Source organism: Streptomyces sp. JJ38, assembly GCF_019303475.1.
Classification (GTDB): Bacteria; Actinomycetota; Actinomycetes; order Streptomycetales; family Streptomycetaceae; genus Streptomyces.
In genome coordinates this window covers 26,913-53,546 of record NZ_JABLSI010000050.1, presented here as the reverse complement: position 1 = coordinate 53,546, position 26,634 = coordinate 26,913, and the positions used below count along the sequence as shown (strand labels likewise).

Genomic DNA, 26,634 nt, shown 5'->3' with positions numbered 1-26,634 from the left:
CCCGGCCGCCCCCACCTCGCCCCCTGCCTCCCCCGGCCACGTGGCCACTCCCGCGCCGACGGCCCAGCACGGCTCGGGCGGCTGGGGCCCGCCTCCCGCCTCCCCGCCGCCCGGCAGCCCCACCGGGCACCACGGCCCACAGGAACCACACGGCCCGGGTGCCGGCAGACACGGCCACGACGGCTCCGGCGGCGGATACGGCCCCGGTGGGCCGGGCTTCGCCCAGCCCTGGGGCGCCCCGCTGCCACCGCCCGCCCCGCGCAAGCGCCGCGGCCCCCTCATCGCCGCCCTCGTCGTCGCCGCGCTCATCGCCGGCGGCGTCGGCGGAGGCGTCGGCTACTGGGCCGCCGACCGCGCCGACAGCACTTCGGAGACCGTCGAGTCCTCCTCGTCCGAGGGCCAGCGAACCCTGAACCGGGCGCCGGACTCCGTCGCCGGCATCGCGCAGGAGGCCCTGCCCAGCGTCGTCACCATCCAGGTCAACGGCGGCAGCGAGAACCGCGGCGGCGGTACGGGCACCGGCTTCGTCTTCGACAAGCAGGGCCACATCCTCACCAACAACCACGTCGTGGCCAGCGCCGCCCGGGGCGCGGACCTCAACGTCGTCTTCTCCGACGGCAAGCAGTACGACGCCCAGGTCGTCGGCCGCGCCGAGGGCTACGACATCGCCGTCATCAAGCTCAGCGACCCCGACGGCGCCACCCTCACCCCGCTCCCGCTCGGCGACTCCGACGACGTGGCCGTCGGCGACTCCACCATCGCCATCGGCGCCCCCTTCGGCCTCTCCGGAACGGTCACCACGGGCATCGTGTCCGCGCTCAACCGCCCCGTGGCCTCCAGCGACGCCCAGGGCTCGGCCCCGTCCTACATGAGCGCCCTGCAGACCGACGCCTCCATCAACCCCGGCAACTCCGGCGGGCCTCTCCTCAACGCCGACGGCGAGGTGATCGGCGTCAACTCCGCCATCCAGTCCAGCGGCGGTGGCCCGATGGAGGGCCCCGCGGGCAGCATCGGCCTCGGCTTCGCCATCCCCGTCGACCAGGCCAAGCGCGTGGCGACGACCCTGATCGAGACCGGCGAGCCCGTCTACCCGATCATCGGGGCCACCGTCGAGATGCGCCAGAGCGGCAACGGCGCCCTCATCTCCGAGCGCGGCGAGGGCGACGCCCCCGCTGTCACCCCGGGCGGCCCGGCCGACCGCGCGGGCCTGCGCCCCGGCGACGTCATCACCAAGTTCAACGGCACCCCCATCGACAGCGGACCCACCCTGATCAGCGAGATCTGGACCCACACCCCCGACGAGACGGTCACCCTCACCTACGAACGCGACGGCAAGGAGACCCAGGTCGAACTGACCCTGGGTGAGCGCGTGGGCGACGGCGACTGAACCGTTAGGCTGTTCCTCGCGCGGAGCCCGGCGCCCCGCGCGAGGAGGTGTGCCCGAGCGGCCGAAGGGAACGGTCTTGAAAACCGTCGTGGCAGCGATGTCACCGTGGGTTCAAATCCCACCGCCTCCGCCCAGGTCAACGAAATAGCAGCTCAGAAGGGGTGCCCGTCCACGACGGACACCCCTTCGGCGTTCACCCTGTCTCACCCTGGGTCGCCCGTGTACCAGCGTTGACCAGTACGTATGGGCCATCTGTGGGCCAAGGCAGGGCCCCTACTCCTCGGCGAGGCCCTGGGCGATGAGCCGGTTCGAGCGGGCCTGGTCGCCCTTGAGAATCTTCGCGTAGAAGCGGTACAGCACAGCGATGCTGTGCCCCGCCCGCTCGGCGACCTCAGCCGGGTCCACGCCCGCCTTGATCCACAGCGAGACCCCCGCATGGCGGAGCGAGTAGGGCACCGACGCCAGAGGCGTCTTCGCATCCTGCTCCGACAGCACCGCGCTGCGGGCGCCGTCCCACAGCTCGCAGTACTCGGTTGAGCGCACCCGGCCGCCCTGGGCGGCCTTGAACAGCCGACCGTCCTCGGCGGTGCCGTACGCGGCGATGTGGTCCCGGAGCATCGTCACGAGGATGGGCGGGATGGGCACGGACCGAGTCGCCGTCCTCGCCCGACGCTTCAGGCCCCGGGCCTCGTATGACGCGCCGTCATCTGTCCAGCCGCCGCCCACCTCCGGCCGACTCTCGCCCAACAGCAGTTCACCCCACTGCTCGGCCGCCGCAGGTGTATCCGGCGGCAGGGTGCAGTGCGAGACCTTCAGCGAAGCGATTTCACCAGGGCGCATGGCGGCGTAGTAGAGGCACCCGAAGAAGGCGGCGAGGTGCCGGCCGCGTGGGCCGGAGTCCCGCACGGCGTTGATCAGACGGCGGGCCAGCGCGGGGCCTGGGACGTACCGGAAGTCGATCTCGTCTTCCGTCTGCGGCGGCGTCCAGTCGACCCGACGAAGAGGGTTGGCGGACAGCAGCCCCTTTTCCTCGACGGTGTAGCGCAGGAAGTTGCTGAGCACCATGCGCTTTCTTCGAGCCGTGTTCTCCGCCGCCTTCTGACCGTCCAAGCGGCGGGAGAGCGCTTCGAGAGCAGGACGGAGCAGTGCCGGATTCTCCAGCTCCTTCACCTTCATCGAATGCTGGGAAAGCCATGCGAGCGCAGCCGAGATGTCGTCCGGGGCCTCTTCGGCGACATGGCGAGCGACCAGCTTGCCGTCGGGCCCGAGGACGGCGCGAAACGCCCACTGGTAGAGCGCGGCCCGCATCGTCCTCTGTTTCGGCGCCCCACGATGCGTCGTGACGAGCGTCGGAATGACTACCGCCAGCGCTTCCGCGATCCCGGCGCGGTGCTTGGCTGCGGCTCGGGACCACTTCACGAGCACGTATTCGGTGGCGTGCTCGTACCAGCTGGGAGAGTTGAGGGCAGCGAGTTCACGTGCCGGCAGGCCGGTGTCCTCGTCGAACTGTTCACGGTCACGGAGCGCCGCCATGAGTTCCGAGCGGCGACCGTCAGCCTGGGGCTTGAGCTTGAAGCTCTTGGAGTGCGGGCGGGCGCCGACCCGCCAGCGCAGCTCGTACGGCTTCGGCCGCCCCGCGCGCTTTCGGATCGACCAGATGTCTACGTCATACGTGAGCATGTGTCTCCATGAGGAAGGGGGCCCGCCTCCTGATGGCGGGCCCCCTCGTCGGCGGGTTCCGGCGGCCTACGCGGCGCTCTGCTCGCAGCGCTCCCACCACATGTCCAGGTCCTTCCGGCTGATACGAACCTGGCCGTTGGGGAGCTTGCGAATGCGGGGCGCCTTGCCGCGGGCGCGCATGCGGTAGAAGGCGGCTCGGCTCATGCCGATCTCGTTGAGGACTTCGGGGAGCTTGAGCATCTGGGTGCGTGCCATGACGCGACTCCTGTTTCCGAGGCTCGGTCGGGGGCTTCGCTTCCCCCGTCTGTGGGTGCCGCTACATCCGCTACATCCGCTACACCGCAGGTCAGAGCCGGTGCGGGTGTAGCGGATGGGCGGGGTGTAGCGGATAGGTGCCGCTACGCCGTTGCGTGCGGCTGGGGGTGGGTGTCGGTGGTCAGGCGACGGTGCCGGTAGCGGTTGCGGGGTGGATGTAGCGGATGCCGGGGAGCTCTTCCGCTACATCCGCGCCCCCGTTGACCTGGTGTGTAGCGGGTGTAGCGGATGTAGCGGACTTCTCAGGGGGGCGGGGGCAGTAGCGAAGCCAGGCGTCGGTGAGGTCTTCGGCGTAGTAGCCCTTGGGGACTCCGCCGGCGGTGCGGATGGAGCGCGGCCGGATGGGCTTGTTCTCGCTGGTGACGTAGCCCCCGAGGAGCTTGGAGAGGCCGCGTGCGGTGAGGGCTTTGCCGTTGCCGTCCGTGTCGGCCCAGGGGGCGTCCTCGATGGCGTGGAGGCATTCGAGGATGGCGGCGGTGGGCATGCGGTCGGCTCCGCAGAAGACCTGGTCGCGCAGGTCGGTGAGGAGTTGGACACCGACGGACGCCTTGTCGCCTTCCCGGGCGGCGTGGACGAGCTCGACGCAGGCGGCCCGCGCCCGCTCGGGCCAGGGGCCTCCGGCGGCGTCGGCGACGGCGAGGAGGGGTTCCCACACGTCGGCGGGCCGGTCGGCGATGCCCTCGGGCATCGTGGGCCAGGCGCCGTCGACCTGGTCGCGGACCTGGTCGGCCCAGGCGGCGAGCCGGTCCCGCAGGGCGTGGCCCTGGGGTTCGTGGGTGCGCAGCCGGTAGGACTCGACGTGCTCGTTGGGGGCCCGCTTGCGCATGCGGATGATGACCGAGCGGCTCAGGATCGTGTCCGGCAGGCTGCCGAGGCCGGCCATGGCGACGGCGCAGAACGTCTCGAACATCTTGGCTTCCTGGTGGGAGCCGTCCCCGACGCAGCGCAGGACGCCGACGCCTCGGCGGTGGCCTGCGTTGATGAAGCCGCGCAGTGGCTCGTTGTCCCCGGCCTTGGGCCCGAAGATGGTGTCCACTTCGTCGAACAGCACGGTCGGGAGGTGGTTCCCGTCGCCGACGGCCCGGTACATGGCGTTGGCGGTGGCGTGCGCGGCCACCAGCCGGTTCGGCACGAGGGTTTCCACGATCTCCAGGGCCCGCGACTTCCCCGAGCCCGGTTCGGGGGAGAGGAACGCGATGCGGGGGGTGGAGTCGAAGCAGTCGATGAGGTGGGCGTGGGCGTCCCACAGGGTGACGGCGACGTAGGCGGCTTCGCGGGGGAAGACGTTGAAGCGGCGGTGGAAGGCTTCGACGTCGTCCAGCAGGGCGGCGCCGTCGATGGCCGGTGCGGTGGTGTTGGGGCCGGTCATGCGGCTGACCGTCCTTCCTGGGCGTTGCGGAGTGGGCAGAGGGTTCGGTGTGCGGTGTGCTCTTCGGCCAGGGCGAGGACCTGGCGGTGACCGACGGCGCTGCGGTCCCGCCCGCACTGGCACGTGGACGTCGCGACGGGGATGGTGCCGCGTCCGGGTGCGGTGATGTGGAGCCACGCGACGGGGTGGCGTCCGTCGGCGGGGTGCGGGTCAGGGCGAAGTGCTGAAAGGACGCCCTTGCGGGCGGCGTTCCTCGGCGCCCCACCCGCCGTCGCGGCCGGGGTGGTGTCGGCGGCTGCCGGGCCGGTGGGGCGCCGGGTGGGGCTTTTCAGGGCGGGGGGCGGCGTCTGGTGGTTCATGCCGTCTCCCGGGGGCGGGCGGTGCGGATGGACCAGTTCAGGGCGCTGCGGATGGTGGCGCGGCACTCCTGCGGTGCCAGGCCGGCCGCCTCCCCTGCCCCTTGAAAAGCCTCCTCGACCTGGTGGCGGGGGAGGTCGCCCCATGCGACGAAGCGGCCCACGGCGCGGGCGCTGGCCAGCAGTTGCGTGTTCCTGCCGCCCTCAGCGGTGGCGGCAACGGCGGCGGTCTCCCGTTCCAGGACGGCGTCGGCGAGCCGGTTCCCGCAGCGGGCCACGGCCAGCCGGACCGGCCGCGGCGGCGCCGGGGTGAGGGCGTCCAGCAGCCATGCCGGGAGTTCCGTGACGGGGGTGTCGTCGATGAGCTGGTAGGTGCCCTCGGGGATATTGCTGCCCGGGGCGACGACGTAGCCGCCCCAGGCCCGGGTGTCGATGTTGCCGGCGAGTTCGTCCTGGGTGTTGCGGAGCTGGACCCGATCGGGGGCGCGGAAGTACAGGTGCTTCCCGCCGCGCGCGGTCCGGACGGTGCGCGTGGCGGGGACGGGCTGCCCGGCGCGCTCGCAGAGCGCACGGAAGTTCGTCACGCCGCACGGCGTGCCCGTCTTGCTGTCGTCCTTGGGCAAGTCGAGGTCGACGACAACGAGCCCGGCCGGCCCGGTGGCGATGCCGACGTTGAACGGCGCCGTCGCCCAGCAGCGCTCGATGCGCCCCGGGTCGGTGGTGGCCCGCTGCTCCCACTTCACGTGCCCACCGGCGCAGATGCCCTGGCCGGTGCACGCCTTCTCGCCGTGGAGGGCGGGACGCTTGCCGCAGGGACGCAGGGGGTGGACGGGCCAGCCGCGTTCGGCGGCGTCCAGTGCTGCGGAGAGCAGCACGGTTTTGCGGTCATGGGTCATGCTGGAGGTCTCCAGTTCTGTTGAGTGCTGGGAGACGAGGGCGGCCCCGGTCATTGGCGTGAGGGGGCCGCCCTCGGCGTAGCTAGAAGGGCGGCTCGTCGCAGTAGCCGCTGCGGGAGGTGGGGCGGGGCCGGCGGCGGGGGAGCGGGATCAGAACCCAGCGGCGGTCCTCGTGCCAGCAGGGGCAGGGCTCCCAGTCGGTGCCGGCGTACTCGCCGGTGAAGGGCTCGCCGTAGTCGTAGGCGTTGCCGCCCTCCCCGCCGCAGTCGCGGCAGTCGGGACGCGGGGTGTCGGCGAGAACGATGGCCCGCCGGGGCCAGGTGATGCGGCGGATGCGCAGTCGCATGCGTGCCTCTCTCAGTGGTGGTTGATGGTGCCGTTGGCGCGGCCGAAGAGGCCGGTGGCGGAGATGTTCTGCGTGATGTGAGGCGGCGTCGCCGTCGCGTCGGGGCGACGGCGGGCAGCGGTCAGCAGGAGGGGGACGGCGACGGCGGCTGCGGCGACGAGGGCGGCGGCGGCCCACAGGGCATGGCTCATGGCGATCAGTCCCGGGGCGGCGTAGGAGAGTCCGATACCGGCGACGGTGATGCCGCCACCGACCGTGGGGGTGAGGAGGGCCGTCGTCTTGGCCCAGGTCGGGATCGGCGCCCCGGCCGGACTCGTCTGCGGCGCGGGCGCGGCGGAGGGCTGGGTGTAGGCGAGGGTGCGGATGCCGCCGGGAAGGGTGACGACTTCGACGCCGGGCGGGAGTTCGCGGAGCTGCATGACGGGCGCCGGGGCGGGGAGTTGGTGGAGGGCGAGGGTGGTGATCTGGTGGCGGGTGTCGGCGTGCACACGGGGTCCTTTCGACGCGGCTGGGCGGCACCCGGGGTGTGGGTGCCGCCCAGCCGGGGGTCACGGTGCGTGTTGCTAGTGGTCAGTGACTACTGGCTAGTGGCTACTGGCAAATGCCCTGTTGAAGAGGCTCAGGGAGCCTTCTGAGGGCCGTTTACTGCCTAGTGGCAAGTTGCCGGTAGGCAGTAGCCAGTAGCCCTGTGTGAGGCGTTCTCAGGCGTGATCGGGGTGGACGTAGACGGAGTGCGGGCCGTTGTCGCGGTAGACCAGCTCGCCTCGTTCAGCCGCTGCCTTGAGGGCATCGCGGACGGCCTGGCGGCTTCGGCCGACCAGGTCCGCGACGGCGCCCGGCTTCATCCCGGCGGCGCCCGCGTCCTTGATCGCGGCCATCGCGGCAGTGAGCCACTCGGGCCCCTCGTGTCCCGACGCGGTCTCCGGCATGGCCTGACTCGGGCTGGGTTCGGGGGTGGTGCCGTACCGGCTGTCGATGGCGTCCATGAGGCGGGCGACGGCGGCGTCGGCCTCGTCCTCGCGTCGCTTGTAGGCCAGGTTCAGCCCCGGCCGCCGCTCGCCCGGGGCGTCCTTCTCCGGCGCCTTGTCGGTGGTCGTGGCCGGGATGAGCCCGTCGTTCCACATCCATCCGGCCCGCTCGGGACTCCAGCGTTGGGCGTAGGCGTCCCCGGCAGCCCGCACGGACACGTCGTCCAGGGTGGGGCGGCGGTTGCTGGTGGCGATGACGACATCGCGAACCATGCCGGGCGTGGTGTGCCAGCCCTTGAACGGCGTGGGGGCGAAGCCCTCGCGGCGGGCGTTGCCGATGACGCCGGCACCGGCCTCGTTCAACTGCCCGGTGTCGATCCTGGCTCCGGGGAAGAGCTTGCCGGTGTTGTTTCCGGCGGACTCGCCAGAGGTGAGCGCGACGCCGACAGGCGAGAACTTGCGGACCTGGGTGTCACCGATGGCCGACAGGTTGCCGTCCACGGCCGTCAGGACGAAGCGGATGCCCATAGCACGAGTGGTGCGCATGCCCTCCCGGATCAGCTCACCCACCCGACGGCGCTCCTTGTCTCGGGGCCCGGCGGAGAGCGCTTCGGCACCCTCGTCGACGACGACCATGATCTGCGGCAGGCGAGGGCTGACGGGGAGCAGGGTCGTATTGGCCTGGGCCATGAGCTGTTGGTAAGCGGCCTGACGGGCCTTGTTGATCGCCAGCACCGTCTGAAGCATGACGATGGCTTCCGTGGTGGTGCCCGCGATCCAGTCGACGCCCGGCCGCACCCCCTGCGGCGCTGCGGGGTAGCCGGAGACGGGCGGTAGGAGCCCTTCGGCTTCAAGGTAGGGGCGGGCCCAGGGCATACCTACGGCGCCTTGCTTGAGGTCGATGACGAAGGTCAGGACGTCGGTGCAGCGGGCGAAGCCCGCGAGGACCGCATCGAGGAAGGTGGACTTGCCCGACCCGGGCGGGCCCAGGATCAGCGCACAGGCTTCCCGCAGGTGCAGCGTGACGGGCTCGGAGTGCGGCAGCAGCCCCCAGGGAATGCCCGTGAGCACCGACAACGGCCCGTAGTCGCTTGGGTAGGAGACAGTGTCGGCCATGACGTTGCGGGTGGGGACGTCGAGGACGACGCGGCCTTGAACGTCGCCTTCCTCCACGTGGACGACGCAGCCGCGCGGCAACCGCGCGTCGGCCGCCAGAGCCCGTGCCCTGGCGCGGATGCGGTCCCAGGTGGCGCCGTCTCCAGGGAGTTCGGCGGCCAGGGAGAACCCGGCGCCGCTGGCCCAGGACTCGACGGCGAAGACGCGGGCCTGGACGCCGGTGACGCGGGCGATGCGGTCGCTCCATTCGGCGGCGACGGCCCGCCGCTCGGCCGACAGCTCCCGTGCCGCCTCCCGGGCCTGGGCGGAGAGGCGTTCTTCCTCGGCAACCTCTTCGTGGACGGCGGCGTTGGTCGCGGCGGCCCCGATCCCGACTCCGAGCGCGGCCAGGGTGCCGACGGCGGTCCAGGAAAGGGGGTCCGTGGCGATGGCCCAGCTCGTCCAGCCGCCCGCCAGCAGCCATGAGGTGGCGCGGGTGGCCAGCGTGCGGGCGGTCATGCGGCGAATCAGGCTGTGGGCGATGCCGTGCCCGAGGGCTCCGGCGGCGCCGACGAGGAGGGGCCAGCCCGCCGGCATGCCGGTGGCGGCTCCGAGGAGGGCGAGTGCGCCGGCGCCGGTGGCGGCGGACACGGCACCGGAGACAGGGCCGTGGGTGGCGGCCCAGTCCAGCGGTGGCCCGCCCCGCCCTGCGGCCGGCTTCCTGCGGGTGGGCGACTTGGCCAGGGACACACGGCCGGAGGCCGGTTCGGATGCGGGGTTGGGGGTCACGGTGCTCCCTTCACGCAAGGGCAGTGGGTAAGAAGACGGGCCCGGCACACGTGGTGTGCCGGGCCCGTGAGGGTGCGATGGGCGGGGGTCAGTCGCCCAGGTAGTTCCACTTCTCCTCGCCGTTGCGAGGCGCTTCCAGACGCTCGATGTCGGCCTCGTGTGCGGTACCGAAGGTCTTGCAGACCTCCTCGGCGCCGGTGACGGCCTGGGTGAGGAGGTGGTGAACGTCCGCGAGGGCTTCGCCCACGGCCGGGTCCATCGGGTACTCGGCGTCCGAGCGCTCGACGAGGAGGGCGAAGATGTTGGCGATGGACTGCAATCCCTCCGGGATCGAGTGGATCGCCGCCATGACCTCCATCATGCTTTCGGGGTCGTACTTCTGGGCTGCGGTTTCCATCTCGGCAGCCGCCTCGGCGAACCCGAACTGACCGTCGTCCATACCGGTTCCTTCCGTCGTGTTGGCGTTGCGGCCGCGCGGCACGCGGTCGCTGATCTCGTCGTCCTCGCGCTCGTCATCGTTCGACGCGGCCTGGGCGAGGTCCTCGGTCAGGCGTGCGCGGGCAGTGGCGGTCATCGCCGCGTACAGCCGCCGGCCCGGGTACATCAGCCACGCCCACCCGAGCTTCCGGCCTAGCGGCGTGGTCAGCAGGCCGAGGAGCCCGAGCGGGAGGGCGAGGGCGGCTGCGGGGAGGGCACGGGCCAGGTAGCGCAGCCGGGCCCGCACCAGGGCTCGCAGCAGGGTTCTGCGGGCGGACGCGGCCATCCGGGCCTTCTGCGCCCGCTTCGCTCGCAGGTCCGCGATTTCGTCCTGCCGCTTGCGGTGTGCGGCCCGAAGCGTGGCCGGCACCGACCGCACCACCTGGCCGGGTGAGCGGCGCCCCGACTTCCCGCCGCCGCTGTTCGCTGCGGCGTTGCGGGCACGAGGTGACGACGAGGCTGAACCGCTGCTGTGGCCCAGAGCAGTTGAGCTGCTGTTGCGGCTGGGCTGGGACTTGGTCCCGGGGCCGGTGCCCACGCTGCTGCGGTGGGCTCTGGCGGCGCGGCGGGCGTCGGCCACCTCACGGCGGGCCGCCGTCTGCTGCTGGCGCCGCTGAGCCCGGGTGGGTGTGGCGGCGGCCTGCTGGCGGCGCAGCTCCCGCACTCCGCCCGCTGACGACGCCAAGCGCGCGCCCGGAACCCTCCCTGCCTTGATGCCGCTGCGGTCGGCAAGGCCCGTCCTGCCGGGCCGGTTTGTCGAACTCGCCGACCGGGTGCCCGCCGAAACCGTTCCCGTCCCGGTGCGGCCACCGCTGCCGGCGGACCGACGTCCGGTGCTGGTGCCAGCGCCCGAACCGTGTGCTGTGCGGGCGCCGGTTCGCCCGGGGCTGGGCCGCGTGCTGCCGTTTCCGGTCCCGACGCCGGTGGAGCGGCGGCGGTTGGTGGTACGGCGGGCGGCGGCAGTACCGGCTGTGAGCATCCCGGCCCCGAGCACGGCGGCCAGCGCGGCCATGGGTCCGGCTGCCAGCGCAGCCGCCGAAACGCCGCCGACGACGCTGTTGGCGGCCATCACCGCCATCGGGACGGCGGGGATGCCACCGGGCGTGTGGGCCGGTCCCGGGGTCGAGGCGTCGCCCGGGTCCGGACGGCGCGGTGCCGGGGCCGTGGGGACGGGCGCCGTGGTCCCGGCGTCGGCCGTGGACGTTGTGGTGTGCAGGTCGGCGGTCATCGAACCTCCCTGGTGGGCCCGTGGTGAGGGTGGTTCGCGGTGGCGGCCCGCCAGCGGGTCACCTCGGCGGAGTCGGCGCCCGTCAGCTCGACTCCGAAGTCACAGTCCGGGCAGGACAGCCGGACGGTGAAGAAGCGAGCGACCAGCCGGTCAACGGCGCCGAACATCACCAGGAACAGGGCGCTCCCGCAGACGCCCACCAGGTGCCAGGGCACCTGGTGGGCGACGAGCTCCCGCACCTGAGCGGCGGCGAGCAGGGCACAGACGGCGGCGGCTGCCGTCCGCAGGACACGGTGCTTGGCGTGCTGGTTCACTAGACAGTCCTTCCGGTTGGGAGGTGAGCCCGGCCGCGTGCTGTGGTAGGTGGGCGGCCGGGCTCGTACGTTCATGCCGCCAGGGCGGCGGAGGGCCGGTCGTGGCAGGGCACGCAGGTGCCCAACGACGTGGAGATCGTGTAACCGGCGTCCTGCCCGCAGTCGGGGCAGACACGGCGCGCGGCCAGTGCCCGCCCGAGTGCGGCCCACTTCGCGGGCGTCATCGGACGCACGGGCTTGGCGGCGTCGATCCGGTACAGGTAGGCGACCAGCGGTTCACGCCCCCCGGCGGCGCGGTCGGAACACTTGCGCGGCCACCTCCTGTCCGCCGGGACGCAGCCCGAGGGCGCGGAGCTGACGCCGCGTGGCCAGCCCTTGGGGGGCGAGGCGCCAGGGGTAGGTGGGGACGCCGAACCGTACGCCGTCGGGGTCGAAGCAGTCGGCGCGGCCCAGGCTGGTCATGAGGCGCGGGGCGCGGTGACGACCTGGCGGCGTAGGTCGGTGGCCGCACGGCGGGTAAGGCCCAGGTCGGTGCGCAGGCGGCCGATGGTCACCGGGCGTCCGGTCTCCTTGACCGCCTGTCGGTTCAACCGCCGGACCGCCCGGCGCAGCTCACCGGCGGTCATCTCCCCGGCCGGGGTGGTGGTCATCTCGGTGACCGCTTCGGTGACCACCTGACGCGGCTCGGCAGCGGCCGCCACGACCGGGCGGGGGCGGTCGTCCCAGAACGGCCCGACCGTCCAGGCCGGAACCCTCACCGGCTCCGCCGACGTGACCGCCTCGGTGACCGGCGGGGTGGCCGGGTCGGTGACCGTTCTCGGGCGGGTGACGACGGGCAGCATGCGGGCACCGGCCGGATCCACCTGGGGCACGTCCCGCCGTTCTGCCGTGGCCAGCGCGGGACGGTCCGTGGCGGGGAGCTGGGGTGGTGTGGCGGTGCCGAACATGTCGACCAGGGCTGCTTCGGCGCCCGCCTGCATCCGCTCGCGCTGAACAGTCAGGAGTTGAGCGTCCAGGGTGGTGTCACCGTTGCCGATGCGGCGGGCCAGGCGCCAGGAGCGGTGTTCGGACGCCTTGCGGACCCACCCGGTGGGGTGGTGAGCGGCGCGGGCGCGGTGGTAGGCCAGGGCCCGCACTGCACCGGCCGCGCGGGCTTCGGCCTCGACGTCCCGTCCGTGCTGGTGAACCACGATGCGCCGGGCCAGGAAGGCCATGCCTTCGGCGGCGACGGTCATACCCATGGGGGTGATGGCGTAGATGACGGCTTGGCCCGGATCGTCGGCCGCGGTGACGGCCATCGCGGACGCGGCTGCCGGCAGCAGCCACAACCCGGCTCGCACCACGGCCGGGGCCGACTGGCCCAGCATGGTCAGACCGAGGAGGACCAGGGCGAGGACGGCGGTGGCGCCCTCGCCGGCTGCGACGGCACCAACCGCCGTGCCCTGCCCGTAGGCGGCGGCGACGTTGGTGTAGGTGCCGATTCCGCCGGCGATCCCGGTGGCCAGCATGGGCACGAACGCGGCCGTCAGCACCACCTTCTGCGGTGTGCTCAACGCGGCACCGTTCACCGCGCACCCCCGATCACGGCCAAGACGGCGGCCAGGGCGAGGAGGGCTCCAAGCGCAGAGATCAACAGCGAGGCCCTGGCGGAGGTGGGGGCGAACTCCGCCCGCACCTCCGCTCGCGCCGCATCAGCGGTGGGCGTCGGGTGGTTGGTCATGCGGCACCGCCGTCACTCAGGAGATGGACGGGGGCGCGGTTGGTCAGGTCGCGCAGGAGGTTCTGGGCGCGGGTGGCGGCTCGGCGCAACCGCCGGGCGTCCAGCTCGGTCATCGGCCTGTCCAGCAGCGCGATTTCCACGCCCAGCAGCTCGACTTCGGCCTCGATGGCGGGCAGCTCGGCTTCGATGGCGGCCAGGTCGGCGGCGGTCGGCTCGCCCTCCTCGTCCGGGACGGGGCTGCCGAGCGGGGGGACCAGGTGCAGGTAGGTGTTCATGGTGCCTCCAAACAGGGGCATGGACGACGCAGCGGGGCGGACCGAGGCCATACGGCCGGGGCCCGCCCCGCGCTTGGGTGTCGTCGTGTCAGTGGGTGAGGTGGAGTTGGCAGAAGGTGCAGGGCCAGCGGCGGCCGATGATGACGACGGTCGCGACCGTCAGCCCGGCCGCTCGCTGGGCGTCGGCCCACCGGGGGCAGTCGCCCCACCAGGCGGTTCCGGTGTTGCCGATCGCGGCCCAGCCGCGACGACGCTTCACTTTCCGCTGCCCTTGAGCGAGCGGCGGTTGACCTCGGCCAGCTTGCGCGAGCGCTCCTCACGCTCCTCGTCGGTCATCCCGGCCTGGGCGATGGAGGGGTTCACCGCAGCCACCCCCCGGCCACCAGTCGGCGCCCGGCCGAGGGCGAGGTGCTGCGGGACCAGTCGGTCAGCAGCTCGGCCAGCATCTGCTCACCCCGCCGCTCGGGCGGCAGCGTCTCTCCGGGGCTGCGGATCGGCAGCGGCGGCCGGTTCTCCTCGCCGCCGGACTCGGTGAGAGTCGGATGGGTGTTGCCCGCACGCGGCGGGCCAGCGATCATCGTGCTCACAGGTGCCTCCAGTTCAGGTGCCTGTCTGCGCCACCTGGGATGCCCCCCAGGTGGCGCTTCACTTCGGAGCGGGATTCCGGCTCCCCTCGGCTCCGCCCGTACGAGACGGGCGGAGGAGGCAACCGGCCCGTGACCACACGGCCACGGATGGCTGTACTGCGCGGACCTCTGCCGCGCTGGCCGCCTTATCGGAGGAGGCGGCGACCTCGTCGCGCTGTTCAGTTCTCAATGCACGAGCGCTGCCTTTCGGCCCGTCTCACGGGGCCGTCCGGGCGCAGCAAACAGAACCCCAGAGAACAGGTTCCACTCATTCAACTTGTTGGTACAAGTTGAATGAGTTGATGCTTGCCTACAAGCAGTGACCGTGTCAAGCGATGGGAGCCTGCATGTACCAACAAGTTGAGCGAGTGAGTGATGATGGAGGCATGAGCAAGCAGCCGAAGTACCGACAGGTGGCGGACGCCCTGCGCCGCGAGATCGACAGCGGCACCTACCCGCCGGGGTCGCGGCTGCCCTCGGAAAGCGAGCTGTCGGCTCGGTTCGAGGCGTCGCGCAACACGGTCCGCTCCGGACTCGGGCTGCTGGTGTCCCAGGGACTCGTGACTTCTAGCCAAGGGCTGGGATACGAGGTGGCGAAGCACGAGGTGTTCGAGCTGAACGCCTCGCGCTTCGAGAACCTGAGCTTCCCCCAGGATGGGGACGCCTACAGCACCGATGTGGCCAACGCCGGCCGCAGGCCGCACCAGACGTTCCGTGTCGAGATCCGGCCGGCTCCCGAGGACGTGGCACACCGGCTCAAGGTGGAACCGGGATCGCGCACGGTACTCCGGTTCTGCCACCGCTTCGTGGACGACGTCCCTTGGTCCACGCAGGCGACCCACTACCCGTCGTGGCTAGTGGACGAGGCTCCTCGACTAGCTGAGCCGGGCGACATCGCGGAGGGAACGACGAGGTACCTGGCGGCGCACGGAGTCGAACAGGTCGGGTACTTCGACGAGATCGCGACCCGCATGCCCACCCCAGAGGAAGCGCGAATGCTGGAGATCGGCGCGGGCGTCCCGGTACTCCTCTGGACCCGCACCGGCTACTCGGAGGAACGCCCGATCCGGTCCACCGTCACCACTTTCCGAGGCGACCTGAACCGGATGAACTACGAGATCGGCAGCCTGGCCGCTCGGGAAGGGAACACCCAGTGATCATTCGATCGGCTCGGCCCGAAGACGTCGCCCAGCTCCTCGCCTTCCGCGAGGAAGCGGCCTCGTGGCTCCTCCAGCTCGGCTCCGACCAGTGGCAGCGGCCCTACCCCGCGGACCGGCTACTCACCGCTGTGGAGGCCGGATCAGTCTTCATGCTGGACGACGGCCCGGTTGCAGCGGCCACCATCACCGTGGACGCCACAGCCGAAGAGGGCTTGTGGACCGACGAGGAACTCAGCGAGCCGTCCATGTTCATCACCAAGCTCACCGTTGCGCGCACCCACGCCGGCGCGAACCTGGGCGCGAGACTCCTCGACTGGGCAGGCGACCGGGCGTACCGCGCCGGTGCCAAGTGGCTCAGGCTCGATGCGTGGACCACGAACGAAGGTCTTCAGCGCTACTACCTTCAGCGTGGCTTCGAGCACGTCCGCACCGTCCGCGAGGGCACGGCTGTCAACGGCGGCCCCCGCGTCTCAGGCTGGCTGGCCCAACGCCTCACCGGCCCCGCAGACCACGGCTTCGTGGACGCAACACCCGATCCGGAACCTTTGGGCCGATAGGCAAGCGCGGCTTGTCCGCTTGACTGCCATGAGTGAAGTCGGCTGGGCCTGTCCTTGCGGCCCAGCAATCCGGCAGGTCACACCAGATTTGTGTCGATCAGGCGATGGGAATCGAGAAGCGTCGGATCCCGAGTGCGGTACGACTTTCCTTATTTCATCAAGCCCCGGCCGCGCTCCGCTCCGCCGGGCGCGCTTCCCGGATCCGCTGCGGGCGCCGCTCCTGCCTTCGGCCCTCTCTGCGCCGACGCGCGCCCTGGTAAGGGTTAGCCGGGCGGCATGGGTCAGAACATGTTGTGGCTGGGGCGGTCGGCTCCACGGCTTTAGGCAGCCACTTTGGGGCGAGCAACTAAGATCACGGCCCCAACGTCGTGCTTTAGCGGGCAGGTCCACAGACTGCCCCACGCGCCGGAAGCTTATGGGGCCATGATCACTCGCCCCAAAGCAGCTCCAGCCCAAAGCCGCTCCACCGACCTAACTGGACTTCGAGGGCTCCTGGCGGCCGAAGTACACGCCCTTCATCATCATTACAGACGATGCATAGTTCGGCCCATAGTGGTCTGCAGCTGAGGAGTCGGCGGGAGAGTAGATCCACCTTGCCGGTCCAGACGTACCACCCCGCGCCCGGTGAAAGTAGGACGCCTCGCTCTGATGCCCATGCACAATCGGGATTAGCCCGCCTCCAAGGCTGACGTTTCCCTTATCGCGAACATTCGCTCTTCGCGTCATAGTGCACATCACGTTGGGGCCAACGGTGACGTTTCTTGCGGATACCTGACGTACCGCTCTCGTCAGCAGGCGAGCGATGGGCTCTGGGTGAGTAACTCTGCCAAGGGTCTTTCGCAACCCCCTTTCCAGTTGGATCCTCTCTTGGGTAAGCAAAGGCTGGCCCGCCACGTGGAGCATGTGTCTCCGCTCCGGCGGGAGCCAACCCAGATGCACAGAGAATTCCTGATCAGCTTCCTCCCTCCATGCCTCACTGAGATCCTGAGCATTACTCACGACGCAAAGGAATGTTTGCAGCTCGTCTGAGCTATGTGGAAGGTTGAATCGACCGGGGTGCTTCAAGCCAACGTAGCCAGCTCCGACGAATGAAGTCCGACGAACAGCCCGCCTGTCTCTAGGCCTCACACCCAAGGGAAGGTTTCGGATATCACGGGCAGCGCTTTTAGCCAAACCATCAAGCAAGTCAACTAGCGGGAGATTGCCCACAGAGAGACACCGCATGAGAAGCTCGTCGCTTGTTTCTCGATGAGAACATCGAGATAGGCCAGTAAAAGCGAAATTTCCCACATTGCCAAACAGGGTCGCTTTATTCGCGACTTCCTCCGCGATTTTTCCATTAAGGAAAGTGAGTCTCCGGTCGGATGCTTGAATCACAAAGTCGTGCGTTACGCACGTAAGCAGCAGAGTCAACGCACTCCCCCAAACGTTTGAGGCCTCCTTGCCTCGCACTGATGTAGCATCTTACGTCCGAACATGCTGAATGGCATCAATGTGCACACATCGGCATGGGCCGCCAATGGAGCAACAGATCATGGCGCCGAAGATCTGGCCGCAAGCCACGGCGGTCGATGATCAGTCGCGTCATCCTTCCAGCCCGGTGAGCCAGGCAGGCGACGGGGCCGTCACTGGGCCGTCGGAGGGTGTCAACGACGACCAACGCTGACATCAACCGACAGCTAGGTCGCAGCTCGCAGCGTCGATCGATTACTTGGCTCAGGTCAGGACCTGAGCTCACCACTTTTTCGGCTACTGCTCGCACATCGCGGCGTTTGACTCGCCCATTGAAACTCCAGCCCAAAGCCGCTCCGCCGACCTCGTGCGCGTCAGCCGAACAACTACCATTACCCTCGCTTTCTCTTCATTTGCTCAAAGGTGGGAGGGTAGTTCATGAGGGCCCTTTCTATCCTTTCCCAGGCTGGCTCTCTTAGAGACTTATCAGGCGCAACCTTGAAGCGATGCGGGGATGCGAATTCCCCTCGCGCCGCTCTTTCGCTGTAGTTGATCATCTTGCCGTCCGCGTGGCGGGTCTTATCGTCAACCTTTTCCACAAGACCGAATCGCGACAGGGTTAGGTGTGCCTCATAAATGTCTCGCGACAAGTCGTACCTCCACATTCTGTCTTGTTCCGAGATGTAGACACCACGCTCGGCATGCACGTCAGGGAAGCGAGGGGCTAGATGGTTGAGCACTAGATACATGCGGATTTCAGCAGGAGTCAGCAGGTACACCCAACCCTCTCTGAAGAAGTTCACATGAAGCGATACCGTTGACGGCGTGTTCTCATACCACTCCGGAACGGTGTACCCGTACTTCTCGAAGTGGGCGCTTCCAGACTCATGAAGCAGCATCAGCGGAAAAGGATTCGCTGGATCTCCAATATTTCGCACAGCGAGGTTCTCGTCTGCCAACCGCTTGAAGGCGGACTTAATCTGGCGAGCGCGATTCTGTGCCGCAGTGACTGGTACCTTTGCTTGCATATTTTGCCTAGCCGCAGACACCACGATCTTGGACCAAGACACCTCATGGCGAGTGCCTAGAATCGGCAGCGGGCATGGTCCCGCCATCCCATCTCTTTTTCTAGTCTGAGCCTCGAATAGCCCGAGCAAGTAAACTTGCAGGTTGATCCCTCGCGGTGCTGATATACGCGCTATAGGCGGCGTCCTGTATGGCGACCCGCTGAAAAACTCGGACCTGATCCGTATGTGTGATGGCCAGAGTCCCCCGCGCGTATGGAGCGAGCAGAGTTCCCTAGTGGCCTCCCGCAAGCGCGGGAGCTGGCCCTGCAGGGCAGCCATCCGGTGCGCGCGGCGATCAGCGTTTCTTGGCACGTCAGCCCCTATCTGACCCTTTGGCCCGCATCGTGCACAGCCCCTGACCAGCGGGTTTGGCCGTACGATCATAGAAACTACATGCGGGCGAAAGGGTCACTGAGTCGGCGTCTCAGACGGTTCGACCCTTTGGCCCGCATCGGACTTGTGCCCTGACCAGCAGGTTTCGCCGTACGACCGTTATAAGCTACATGCGGGCGAAAGGGTCTCGCAGGCTAGCAGGCAAATCGGCGCCAGATGAAGGAAAGTGACGGCACGTCGGCAACGACGAGCGGCCCCCTGGGGCAACAGGAGGCCGCGTTCACACCCACTCGATAGCGAGTCGTCCGAAGAAGGTGCCGCACATGAATGTACCCCTCTACAGCAAGGCCAGTAAGGTGGCCGGCCGTCATCCCGCCAGGGTCCTGATCGGCGTGCTGGCTCTGGGCGTAACCGTCAGCGTCTGGATCAGTCCCAGGCTCGCCGTCCCGATCAGCACGGGGGCAGCGGTGTTGGGGGCCGCAGTCCCGGTGGCTCGATCAACCCGTCCTCGCCCGCCTGCGCACGAGAGGGACATGCCAAACGATCTGGTAGGTGGAGGTTTGGTAGAGCAGCGGGTGCAGCGGCAGTAGCGACTCGCCTGCGCTCGGACTCCTGTCTTCTAGGAACAGCACCGCAGACGCGTGAGTGTCTAACTGCGTGACAACGCCGAGGGGCAGCGGCGGACACACACGTATGCCTGCGGACCTTCAAAGCAGGTGAGAGGCGCATCGGCCCAAGGTCGAAGGCTCCTTCAAATTGCTTCGGAACGAAGGGGGCACTCCGTTAAGGGTTCGCCGGATGACCGTCTCGGCCTGTCCCGAGTGCAGCCAGCCCGTGACGTCCGCCGGCTTCGTCCTCACTCAGCGGGAGGACGATGGGCGGCGGACCTGCCGGATGAGCTTTTGGCGGTTTGCCCGGTCCCGGAGGTGTGCCGCCGACATCCAGGACTGACATTATTGTCCCCGGGGCGGGGTCTCTTTGCGGGCATGCCCGAGGCAGCGAGCACTGAGACTCGGCTCCGACCAGAGGGGCGTGGGCCATATGTGGGCCAAGAGGAGCTGACAGAAGCGTTAGCCACACCATTGCCCCAGGTCAGAGGCTCTAGGGGAAGCACGACGGTGTCTCTCTTGAAAACCGTCGTGGCAGCGATGTCACCGTGGGTTCAAATCCCACCGCCTCCGCGCTGAAGCCACCGCTCCCGGCCCCTGACCAGCTCAAACGGTCAGGGGCCGGTTGCGTGCGCCGCCGGTGCCCGTGCGTGCCGGGGGCGGTGTCGTGGGCTTGACCTTGTCGCTACGGCAACGCTTGTACTGGGCCCATGCGCATCGGAGAGCTCGCCGGTCTCGCCGGCATCACGACTCGGGCCGTACGGCACTACCACCGCATCGGCCTACTCCCGGAGCCGCCGCGGCAGGCCAACGGCTACCGCGAGTACGCGCTGCGGGACGCCGTCGAGCTGGCCCGGATTCGTCGGCTCACGGAGTTGGGGCTCAGCCTCGACGAGGTCAGGGACGTGCTCGCCGACGACGCGGGCAAGGAGCTGGCCGAGGTACTGACCGAGCTCGACGCCGACCTTGCCCGTCAGGAGGAGTCCATTCGACGGCGCCGGGTGCGGCTGGCGGAGCTGTTGCGCCAGGCCGAGGGCGGTCGGCTGCCGGACGAGTCGCCCGTCACCCCGGAACTGGCCGGGCTCTTCGCCGACATGACCAGGGCTTCCGCGCGACTGCCGGGGCCCGAGCCGGCGATGGCGGCCAAGGAGCGGCAGTTGATGGCTCTGCTGGACACCGCGTCGCCGGGCGGCGACCGTGGCTGGCTCGACGCCATGGTGCGCAGCCTCAGCGCCGATCCGGAGGCCATGCGGCGGGCCTATGAGGTCTACGCGCGACTGGACGAGCTCGCCGAGGCGGCCGAGGATGACCCGCGGGTGGAGCCGACGGCACGCGCGATCGTCGACAGCGTTCCGGAGGAGGTGGCGCGGGCGCTGGCTCTCCCCGAGCGCGGCGAGGTGGGGGAGGGCGGCGGCTTCGCGGGGGCGTTCTTCGCCGATTTCGCGCCGGCCCAGGCCGCGGCCGTGCGCCGGGCCGTGGAGCTGCTGCGGGAGCGTGCGCGGTGAGGGCGCTGCGGAGGGCGGTGCGCTGGTCGCTCGCCGCGCTGGTACCGCTGGAGTTCGTGCTCGTGCTGTGCGTGGTCGGCGGGGTGCGGGTGGCACCGGGGGCCCGGCTCGCGGTGGAGCTCGCGGTAGTAGGTGTCGTGGCGGCCGCCGGTACGCTGCTCCTCCTGGACGTCCGGCGGCACCGCCGCGCGGGGCTTCGTGGCCGTGCGGCGCTGCTCGCCGCGGTCGACGACGCCGTCCCGGCGCCCGTGCGGAAGCTGACCGCCCACGAGTTCTTCCTCTTCACCAGCTTTCTCCGCTGGGTGACGCGCCGAGGCCCGCACGGCGTGCGCGAGGGCGACCTGCCCGTCGCGTACGCCCCGGGGCAGACGGCGGTCATGGGCGCGTTCCTGTTCGCCTGCGTCGTCGAGACGGTGGCCCTCGCGCTCTTGGTCCCCTGGCCGGTGGTGCACGCGCTCACGCTCGTCGTGGACGTCTGGGGCTGCTACTTCGTCGTCGCCCTGCACGCTTCCTGCGTGGTGCGGCCGCACGTGATCGGGGCCGACGGGTCACTGCGCCTGCGGTATGGGGCGCTGGTGGACATCCGCGTCCCGGCCGAGCGCATGGCCGCTGTCCGCCTGGAGCGGACGTTCCCGGAGGGCAGGCTGGCCGCCGTGGACGAGCAAGGGGTCGCCGACATGGCCGTGGCGGCCCAGACGACGGTCACCGTCGAGTTGGCCGAGCCGGTGCGGTTCGTTCGGGCTCTGGGGAGGCCCGTCGAGGCCCGTGCCTTCCGCTTCTACGCGGAGGACCCGGGCGCGGTGGTGGCCGCGCTCAGGGCACGGGATGGTTCCACCACGGCGGGGCGGGGCGACTGACGGTGGGAGGAAATTCCGAACGGTCTTTTTTCGTATGTGCATTGAGGTGGCGAGGCGTCGGTTAGGGCAATGGGGTGAACGGCGGCCGGACGGCGGGAAAGGGCGGTACCGGTCGTGGTAGTCCGGGCTGGTTACAACGCCTATCCGAGGAATCCCCCATGCGTCATGCGTCGTTGCTCGCCATCGATTTCGAATCCGGGATCGAGGAATCGTTCACCTCGGTCGCGACGTTCGTGCCGAAGCTGGCCGCCTTTCTCGTCATCCTGCTCATCGGCTGGATCATCGCCAGAATGCTGGCGAAGCTGGTGCGGACCGTTCTCGACAGGGTCGGCTTCAGCCGCGTCACCGAGAAGAGCGGGCTCGACCGCGTCCTCGAACGCTCGCAGTTCGACGCGATCGACATCATCGCCAAGCTCGTCTACTACGCCGTCCTGTTGATCGTCCTGCAGGTCTCGTTCTCCGTCTTCGGACCCAACCCGATCAGTGACCTGCTGAAGGGCGTCGTCGCCTGGATTCCGAAGGCCATTGTCGCGATCGTCATCGTCATCGTCGTCGCGGCCATCGCGAACGCGGTCAAGACGCTGATCAGCGCTGCCCTCAGCGGCGTCTCGTACGGGCGGCTGCTGGCCAACACGGCGGCGGTGTTCCTGCTCGGCCTCGGCATCATCGCCGCGCTCAACCAGATCGGGGTCGCCGTCTCCGTGACGGTCCCGGTGCTGGTCACGGTGCTCGCGACGGTCGGCGGCATCCTGGTCGTCGGCGTCGGCGGCGGCCTGGTGCGTCCCATGCAGCAGCGGTGGGAGCGCTGGCTGGACGGCGCCGAGCGCGAGACCGCCCGGCTGCGCGAGGAGTCCGGTGAGGACGAGCGCGTCGAGGTGGGTGTTTCCGCGGGGCCCGGCGCCTGAGGCCAGCGGCTTCACGGCCCGGGCCCGGGAAGGGGCGTCCCCGGACGGGGGCGCCTCTTTTCGTGTGCGGAGCAGACGGCGTCGGTGGCCGGGGGCGGAGGTGAACGGACCGGGCTCGCCGGGTCGTGCGAGCCGCGACCGGGAGCGGCTTGGCTGGTGAGGACTGGAGCAGCCGCCCGGTGGAGAGGGTGGAGGAGGGGGTGACCGGCTGATGGTGGCCTGGCTGGCCGAGCACGCCGTGGCGTGGGGCGCTCTCGGCATACTCGCGGTCGTGCTGGTCCTGCCGGCGTTGGAGGCCGCGTTACCGGTGGTCGGGGTGCTGGTGCCCGGGCAGACGGCGCTGGTGGTGGGCGGGGTGCTGTCGTGGCACGGCCACGTGCCGGTGGTGGCGGCGATCGTCGCGGCTCTGGTGGGCGGGGTGTTGGGCAACGTCGTCGGGTATGTGGCGGGGAGGCGGTGGAGGGCGCGGGTGCCGGCCGGGGTGGTGCCGCGGCCGTGCTCGTCGCGGCGGTTGCTGAAATGGCAGCGTCGCACCGAGCGGGGGTTGGCGCTGATCGAGCGCCGCGGCGGGGGAGCCGTGTTCATCGGACGGTTCACGGGGGTGCTGCGTACCGTGGTCCCGACGCTGTGCGGGGCGGCCGGCATGCCGTTGCGGCGTTATGTGCTGTGGACCGTGCTGAGCAGCGCGACGTGGGCACCCGTGTTCGTGCTGGCGGGCTACGCCCTGGGCCCGGCCGGGCGGTTATAGGTGTGCGCTGCGGGGGTGAACTGGGATGTATTCGAGTTTATCGGTAAGTCGTCATGCTTGCGGGGGAAACGATGCGGAGCGGGGGTGTGGCGGCTGCGGGGCGGGCAGCGTGGGGTCGCGACGTCGTTCCGCTCGGGTGGTAGGCCAACCGCCCGGCACGACAACCGAGTTCCGTTCTGGAGGAATCCGACATGGCACGTGTCCGTACCGCTCGCCTCATCGCCGCAGCCGCGGCCCTGCCGCTCACCGTGGCGGTGTTCGGGGGCGTGGCCCAGGCCGACAACGGCGCGTTCGCGGGGGATGGATCGAACGCGAGCGTGGTCAGCAGCGTGGGCAGCGGGGTGATGGGGAACAACAACGGCAACTCGACGACGAACCAGCAGGCCGCGACCGGCTGGGGCGCCTCGAACCAGGCCAACAACGCGAGCGCCAACGGCCCCGGCCTCACGACGATCGACCAGGGCACCGTCGCGATCAACTTCTGGGACCTGATGAGGTGACCGGGCCGGCGCTCCTTGGGGAAGGTCGGCGCCGAGGGGGGACCTGTGAGGTAGGCACGGGCCGTGAGGCCGCACCGCTCCGGTGTGGCCTCACGGCCTTCTCACGTGCGGTGGCCCGGCCTGCCGCGCGCGGCCGACGAGGTGCTCGCCGGCCGGTCCCCCGCCTCCCGTGCGGGCCCCCTCAGGGAGGCACCCCCTAGGGGTGGGGGTCGCCCCTCCACCCCTGGGAGGTGCAGGCGGAGACGGCACTACAACTTGAGGGGGAGAGGGCTCGGCACTTCCGGCCGATCCCCGGCCGGGACGAGGGCTCATAGCGTTGAGGACATGACCACGCCTGGGAGTTCCGTCGGCAACACCGCGCCCGTCGCCGGCCCTGTCGGCGCCACTGTCACGCCGCTCGTTCCGCGCCGTTCGCCGTCTGCCGACGCGGCGGCCTCCACCGCCGCGCGTTCCGGCAAGCGTGTGGCGGACGTCACGGAGCTGGCGTCGGCGCCCTCCGTGACGTCGGCCCCGTCCACCGTGTCGGCCCCGTCCACCGTGTCGGCCCCGTCCGCCGTGTCGGCCCCGTCCGCAGGGCCCGCCGCGTCGGCCGGGACGCCCTCGTTCACCTCGTACGTGCGCCAGCGCGGCCCCGTGCTGCTGCGCACCGCGCGCTCGCTCACCGCGGATCCCTGCGACGCCGAGGACCTGCTGCAGACCGCGCTGACCAAGACCTACCTCGCCTGGGAGCGCATCGAGGACCACCGCGCCCTGGACGGCTATGTGCGGCGCGCGCTGATCAACACGCGGACCTCCCAGTGGCGCAAGCGCCGGGTGGACGAGTTCACCTGCGAGGAACTGCCCGAGCCGGAGCCGCGGCCCGGCCCCGACCCGGCCGAGCAGCAGGCCATGCGCGACGCGATGTGGCGTGCGGTGATGAAGCTGCCCGCGCGGCAGCGGGCCATGGTGGTCCTGCGCTACTACGAGGACCTCAGCGAGGCGCAGACGGCCGAGATCATGGAGGTGTCCGTGGGTACGGTGAAGAGTGCCGTGTCGAGGGCGCTGGCCAAGCTCCGCGAGGACCCGCAGCTGACGGCGGACGCCCTGGACGCGGCGGCCTGACGCGGAACGGCGGCCTGCGGCGACGCACGGCCACCCGCGAGGGCCGGTGTGTCCTGCGGCCACCTGCGGCGGACGGCGTCTCGCCTGCGGCCGGGGGCGGCCGTCGGCCGCCGGATTCGGCTGTCGCTTACGACACGGTCACCAGGTAGTGACATGCGGTCTAGCGGGGCCCAGAATCAGCGCGTTACCCGCACGTAGCTGGTCTCGGGAGGCAGGCCCATGCTGAGCACGATGCAAGACGTACCCCTTCAGGTAGCGCGGATCCTGGAGCACGGCCGGACCGTCCACGGGAAGGCCGAGGTCATCACCTGGACGGGGGAGGGCGAGCCGCAGCGGCGTTCGTTCGCCGAGATCGGCGCGCGGTCGGCGCAGCTCGCCCACGGTCTGCGGGACGAACTCGGCGTCACCGGTGACGAACGGGTCGGCACGCTCTGCTGGAACAACTCGGACCACGTCGAGGCGTACCTCGCGATTCCCGCCATGGGCGCCGTGCTGCACACGCTGAACCTGCGGCTGCCTCCGGCCCAGCTGGCCTGGGTCGTCAACCACGCGGCGGACCGCGTCGTCATCGTCAACGGCACGCTGCTGCCGTTGCTCGTGCCGCTGCTGCCGCAGATCAAGAGCGTCGAGCACGTCGTCGTCTCCGGGGCGGGCGACCGGGCGGCCCTGACCGAGGCCGCCGCGGCCGGTGGTGTGCGGGTACACGAGTACGAGGAGCTGATCGGCGGCCGTCCGACGACGTACGCGTGGCCGGACATCGACGAGCGGCAGGCGGCCGCCCTCTGCTACACCTCCGGCACGACCGGTGACCCCAAGGGCGTGCTGTTCAGCCACCGCTCCGTCTACCTGCACGCGATGCAGGTCAACTCCGCCGAGGCCTTCGCGCTCACGGCCAACGACATCGTCATGCCGGTGGTCCCGATGTTCCACGTGAACGCCTGGGGGCTGCCGCACGCCGCGTTCATGGCCGGGGCGTCGATGCTGATGTCCGACCGCTTCCTTCAGCCGGGCCCGATCGCGGAGATGATCGCCACCGTCCGTCCGACGGTGTCCGGCGCGGTGCCGACCATCTGGCAGGGCCTGCTGGCCGAGCTGGAGGCCAACCCGCGCGACATCTCCTCCCTGAGCAGAGTGGTCATCGGCGGTTCCGCCTGTCCGCCGAGCCTGATGCGGGCCTTCGAGGAGCGGCACGGCGTCACGCTGATCCACGCCTGGGGCATGACGGAGACGTCGCCGCTCGGCACCGTCGCGCGCGTCCCCGCCGGTGTGGGCGAGGACGAGAGCTGGGCGTACCGGCTCACGCAGGGCCGGCTGCCCGCGTCCGTCGAGGCTCGGCTGGCGGCGCCGGACGGGACGTTCGCGCCCTGGGACGGCGAGAGCACGGGCGAGCTGGAGGTGCGCGGTCCGTGGATCGCCGCCGCCTACTACGGTGGCGCGCTCAGCGACGAACCGCTGCGTCCCGAGGACAAGTTCAGCCCCGACGGCTGGCTGCGCACCGGCGACGTCGGCACCATCTCCCCGGACGGTTTCCTGACGCTCACCGACCGCGCCAAGGACGTGATCAAGTCCGGTGGCGAGTGGATCTCGTCCGTCGAACTGGAGGGGCACCTGATGTCCCACCCCGACGTCGCCGAGGCGTGCGTCGTGGCCGTGCCGGACGAGAAGTGGGGCGAGCGACCGCTGGCCACGGTCGTCCTGCGGGAGGGCGCGAAGGCGGACTTCGCGGCCCTGCGCGCGTTCCTCGGCGAGCACGTGGCGAGCTGGCAGCTCCCGGAGCGCTGGACGGTGATCCAGGAGGTCCCGAAGACGTCGGTCGGCAAGTTCGACAAGAAGCTGCTGCGGAAGCGGCACGCCGAGGGTGAGCTGGACGTCACGACGTTGTAGCCGCGCCATGGGGCCGAGGACGGCGCGGGGTTCGCCGCCGCCGTCCTCGGTTCAGGCCCGGGATTCAGGCCCGGCGTTCAGGCCCAGGGCCCACCCAGGGGCCCTCCCACGGGCCC

At 70.3% G+C, this 26,634-nt stretch carries 25 protein-coding genes, 1 tRNA gene and 1 pseudogene; 11 read left to right on the top strand and 16 right to left on the bottom strand.

Annotated elements, in window-relative coordinates:
• The coding region (locus tag HPT28_RS22480; RefSeq protein WP_219093004.1) for a S1C family serine protease at nucleotides 1-1,387 on the top strand (1,387 nt) is incomplete at its 5' end.
• 43 nt (nucleotides 1,388-1,430) lie between these two features.
• Nucleotides 1,431-1,517 (top strand) — tRNA-Ser (locus HPT28_RS22475).
• 143 nt (nucleotides 1,518-1,660) lie between these two features.
• Here HPT28_RS22475 and HPT28_RS22470 read toward each other — a convergent pair.
• From HPT28_RS22470 to HPT28_RS22400, 15 genes and pseudogenes are all read right to left on the bottom strand, one after another.
• The gene (locus HPT28_RS22470; RefSeq protein WP_219093003.1) at nucleotides 1,661-3,067 is read right to left on the bottom strand and encodes a tyrosine-type recombinase/integrase; all 1,407 of its coding nucleotides are present in this window, start codon (nucleotides 3,065-3,067) and stop codon (nucleotides 1,661-1,663) included.
• Nucleotides 3,068-3,133: 66 nt separating this feature from the next.
• On the bottom strand, nucleotides 3,134-3,322 hold the full coding sequence (locus HPT28_RS22465; protein WP_219093002.1) for an AlpA family transcriptional regulator: 189 nt from the start codon (nucleotides 3,320-3,322) through the stop codon (nucleotides 3,134-3,136).
• 181 nt (nucleotides 3,323-3,503) lie between these two features.
• The gene (locus HPT28_RS22460) at nucleotides 3,504-4,751 is read right to left on the bottom strand and encodes a DUF3631 domain-containing protein (protein WP_219093001.1); all 1,248 of its coding nucleotides are present in this window, start codon (nucleotides 4,749-4,751) and stop codon (nucleotides 3,504-3,506) included.
• Nucleotides 4,748-5,110, bottom strand: a complete 363-nt coding sequence (locus HPT28_RS22455) for a hypothetical protein (RefSeq protein WP_219093007.1) — start codon at nucleotides 5,108-5,110, stop codon at nucleotides 4,748-4,750. Before HPT28_RS22455 ends, HPT28_RS22460 begins: the two co-directional genes overlap by 4 nt.
• A complete protein-coding gene (locus HPT28_RS22450; RefSeq protein ID WP_191210540.1) occupies nucleotides 5,107-6,003 on the bottom strand; it encodes a bifunctional DNA primase/polymerase in 897 nt (298 codons plus the stop codon). Before HPT28_RS22450 ends, HPT28_RS22455 begins: the two co-directional genes overlap by 4 nt.
• Nucleotides 6,004-6,085: 82 nt before the next feature.
• Nucleotides 6,086-6,349: a hypothetical protein gene (locus HPT28_RS22445; protein WP_191210434.1), complete on the bottom strand. Its 264-nt coding sequence runs from the start codon at nucleotides 6,347-6,349 to the stop codon at nucleotides 6,086-6,088.
• Nucleotides 6,350-6,360: 11 nt separating this feature from the next.
• The gene (locus tag HPT28_RS22440; RefSeq protein ID WP_191210433.1) at nucleotides 6,361-6,837 is read right to left on the bottom strand and encodes a hypothetical protein; all 477 of its coding nucleotides are present in this window, start codon (nucleotides 6,835-6,837) and stop codon (nucleotides 6,361-6,363) included.
• A 213-nt stretch (nucleotides 6,838-7,050) separates the two neighbouring features.
• A complete protein-coding gene (locus HPT28_RS22435; RefSeq protein ID WP_308119446.1) occupies nucleotides 7,051-9,201 on the bottom strand; it encodes an ATP-binding protein in 2,151 nt (716 codons plus the stop codon).
• An 88-nt stretch (nucleotides 9,202-9,289) separates the two neighbouring features.
• Nucleotides 9,290-10,906 (bottom strand): hypothetical protein, encoded by a 1,617-nt coding sequence (locus HPT28_RS22430; protein WP_219093000.1) that lies wholly within the window; start codon nucleotides 10,904-10,906, stop codon nucleotides 9,290-9,292.
• A complete protein-coding gene (locus tag HPT28_RS22425; protein ID WP_219092999.1) occupies nucleotides 10,903-11,220 on the bottom strand; it encodes a hypothetical protein in 318 nt (105 codons plus the stop codon). Before HPT28_RS22425 ends, HPT28_RS22430 begins: the two co-directional genes overlap by 4 nt.
• Before the next feature lie 71 nt (nucleotides 11,221-11,291).
• Nucleotides 11,292-11,682: pseudogene (locus HPT28_RS22420) on the bottom strand (RRQRL motif-containing zinc-binding protein).
• The gene (locus HPT28_RS27195) at nucleotides 11,679-12,773 is read right to left on the bottom strand and encodes a conjugal transfer protein (protein ID WP_374226999.1); all 1,095 of its coding nucleotides are present in this window, start codon (nucleotides 12,771-12,773) and stop codon (nucleotides 11,679-11,681) included. Before HPT28_RS27195 ends, HPT28_RS22420 begins: the two are co-directional and overlap by 4 nt.
• A gap of 163 nt (nucleotides 12,774-12,936) precedes the next feature.
• Nucleotides 12,937-13,215 (bottom strand): DUF6284 family protein, encoded by a 279-nt coding sequence (locus HPT28_RS22410; RefSeq protein ID WP_219092998.1) that lies wholly within the window; start codon nucleotides 13,213-13,215, stop codon nucleotides 12,937-12,939.
• 88 nt (nucleotides 13,216-13,303) lie between these two features.
• A complete protein-coding gene (locus HPT28_RS22405) occupies nucleotides 13,304-13,474 on the bottom strand; it encodes a hypothetical protein (RefSeq protein WP_219092997.1) in 171 nt (56 codons plus the stop codon).
• 100 nt (nucleotides 13,475-13,574) lie between these two features.
• A complete protein-coding gene (locus HPT28_RS22400; protein ID WP_219092996.1) occupies nucleotides 13,575-13,802 on the bottom strand; it encodes a hypothetical protein in 228 nt (75 codons plus the stop codon).
• Between the two features lie 425 nt (nucleotides 13,803-14,227).
• Between HPT28_RS22400 and HPT28_RS22395 the strand changes: the two genes are divergently transcribed.
• Entirely contained in the window at nucleotides 14,228-14,998 is a 771-nt protein-coding gene (locus HPT28_RS22395) for a GntR family transcriptional regulator (RefSeq protein ID WP_191210426.1), read from the top strand.
• On the top strand, nucleotides 14,995-15,558 hold the full coding sequence (locus HPT28_RS22390) for a GNAT family N-acetyltransferase (RefSeq protein WP_219092995.1): 564 nt from the start codon (nucleotides 14,995-14,997) through the stop codon (nucleotides 15,556-15,558). The genes HPT28_RS22395 and HPT28_RS22390 overlap by 4 nt, the downstream gene beginning before the upstream one ends.
• A 1,844-nt stretch (nucleotides 15,559-17,402) precedes the next feature.
• Here the strand turns inward: HPT28_RS22390 and HPT28_RS22385 are convergent.
• Nucleotides 17,403-17,969 carry a hypothetical protein gene (locus tag HPT28_RS22385; protein WP_219092994.1) on the bottom strand — a complete coding sequence of 189 codons (567 nt, stop codon included), beginning with the start codon at nucleotides 17,967-17,969 and terminating at the stop codon, nucleotides 17,403-17,405.
• A gap of 1,759 nt (nucleotides 17,970-19,728) precedes the next feature.
• Here HPT28_RS22385 and HPT28_RS22380 point away from each other — a divergent pair.
• From HPT28_RS22380 to HPT28_RS22350, 7 genes are all read left to right on the top strand, one after another.
• Entirely contained in the window at nucleotides 19,729-20,523 is a 795-nt protein-coding gene (locus HPT28_RS22380) for a MerR family transcriptional regulator (RefSeq protein WP_219092993.1), read from the top strand.
• Complete coding sequence (locus tag HPT28_RS22375) at nucleotides 20,520-21,380, top strand: hypothetical protein (RefSeq protein WP_219092992.1); 861 nt, start codon at nucleotides 20,520-20,522, stop codon at nucleotides 21,378-21,380. The genes HPT28_RS22380 and HPT28_RS22375 overlap by 4 nt, the downstream gene beginning before the upstream one ends.
• A 158-nt stretch (nucleotides 21,381-21,538) precedes the next feature.
• Nucleotides 21,539-22,285: a hypothetical protein gene (locus HPT28_RS22370; protein WP_219092991.1), complete on the top strand. Its 747-nt coding sequence runs from the start codon at nucleotides 21,539-21,541 to the stop codon at nucleotides 22,283-22,285.
• 211 nt (nucleotides 22,286-22,496) lie between these two features.
• Nucleotides 22,497-23,033 carry a DedA family protein gene (locus tag HPT28_RS22365; protein ID WP_219092990.1) on the top strand — a complete coding sequence of 179 codons (537 nt, stop codon included), beginning with the start codon at nucleotides 22,497-22,499 and terminating at the stop codon, nucleotides 23,031-23,033.
• Between the two features lie 191 nt (nucleotides 23,034-23,224).
• Nucleotides 23,225-23,533 (top strand): hypothetical protein, encoded by a 309-nt coding sequence (locus HPT28_RS22360; protein WP_219092989.1) that lies wholly within the window; start codon nucleotides 23,225-23,227, stop codon nucleotides 23,531-23,533.
• Nucleotides 23,534-24,070: 537 nt separating this feature from the next.
• Nucleotides 24,071-24,634 (top strand): SigE family RNA polymerase sigma factor, encoded by a 564-nt coding sequence (locus HPT28_RS22355; protein ID WP_219093005.1) that lies wholly within the window; start codon nucleotides 24,071-24,073, stop codon nucleotides 24,632-24,634.
• A 219-nt stretch (nucleotides 24,635-24,853) separates the two neighbouring features.
• Nucleotides 24,854-26,518, top strand: coding sequence for a long-chain fatty acid--CoA ligase (locus tag HPT28_RS22350; protein WP_219092988.1), 1,665 nt, complete (start codon nucleotides 24,854-24,856; stop codon nucleotides 26,516-26,518).
• Nucleotides 26,519-26,634 lie beyond the last annotated feature (116 nt).

Bases quoted from the DNA above. Each gene is read 5' to 3' on its own strand.
- HPT28_RS22470 (WP_219093003.1), bottom strand. From the start codon at position 3,067: ATGCTCACGTATGACGTAGACATCTGGTCGATCCGAAAGCGCGCGGGG.
- HPT28_RS22465 (WP_219093002.1), bottom strand. From the start codon at position 3,322: ATGGCACGCACCCAGATGCTCAAGCTCCCCGAAGTCCTCAACGAGATC.
- HPT28_RS22460 (WP_219093001.1), bottom strand. From the start codon at position 4,751: ATGACCGGCCCCAACACCACCGCACCGGCCATCGACGGCGCCGCCCTG.
- HPT28_RS22455 (WP_219093007.1), bottom strand. From the start codon at position 5,110: ATGAACCACCAGACGCCGCCCCCCGCCCTGAAAAGCCCCACCCGGCGC.
- HPT28_RS22450 (WP_191210540.1), bottom strand. From the start codon at position 6,003: ATGACCCATGACCGCAAAACCGTGCTGCTCTCCGCAGCACTGGACGCC.
- HPT28_RS22445 (WP_191210434.1), bottom strand. From the start codon at position 6,349: ATGCGACTGCGCATCCGCCGCATCACCTGGCCCCGGCGGGCCATCGTT.
- HPT28_RS22430 (WP_219093000.1), bottom strand. From the start codon at position 10,906: ATGACCGCCGACCTGCACACCACAACGTCCACGGCCGACGCCGGGACC.
- HPT28_RS22410 (WP_219092998.1), bottom strand. From the start codon at position 13,215: ATGAACACCTACCTGCACCTGGTCCCCCCGCTCGGCAGCCCCGTCCCG.
- HPT28_RS22395 (WP_191210426.1), top strand. From the start codon at position 14,228: ATGAGCAAGCAGCCGAAGTACCGACAGGTGGCGGACGCCCTGCGCCGC.
- HPT28_RS22380 (WP_219092993.1), top strand. From the start codon at position 19,729: ATGCGCATCGGAGAGCTCGCCGGTCTCGCCGGCATCACGACTCGGGCC.
- HPT28_RS22370 (WP_219092991.1), top strand. From the start codon at position 21,539: ATGCGTCATGCGTCGTTGCTCGCCATCGATTTCGAATCCGGGATCGAG.
- HPT28_RS22365 (WP_219092990.1), top strand. From the start codon at position 22,497: ATGGTGGCCTGGCTGGCCGAGCACGCCGTGGCGTGGGGCGCTCTCGGC.
- HPT28_RS22360 (WP_219092989.1), top strand. From the start codon at position 23,225: ATGGCACGTGTCCGTACCGCTCGCCTCATCGCCGCAGCCGCGGCCCTG.
- HPT28_RS22350 (WP_219092988.1), top strand. From the start codon at position 24,854: ATGCTGAGCACGATGCAAGACGTACCCCTTCAGGTAGCGCGGATCCTG.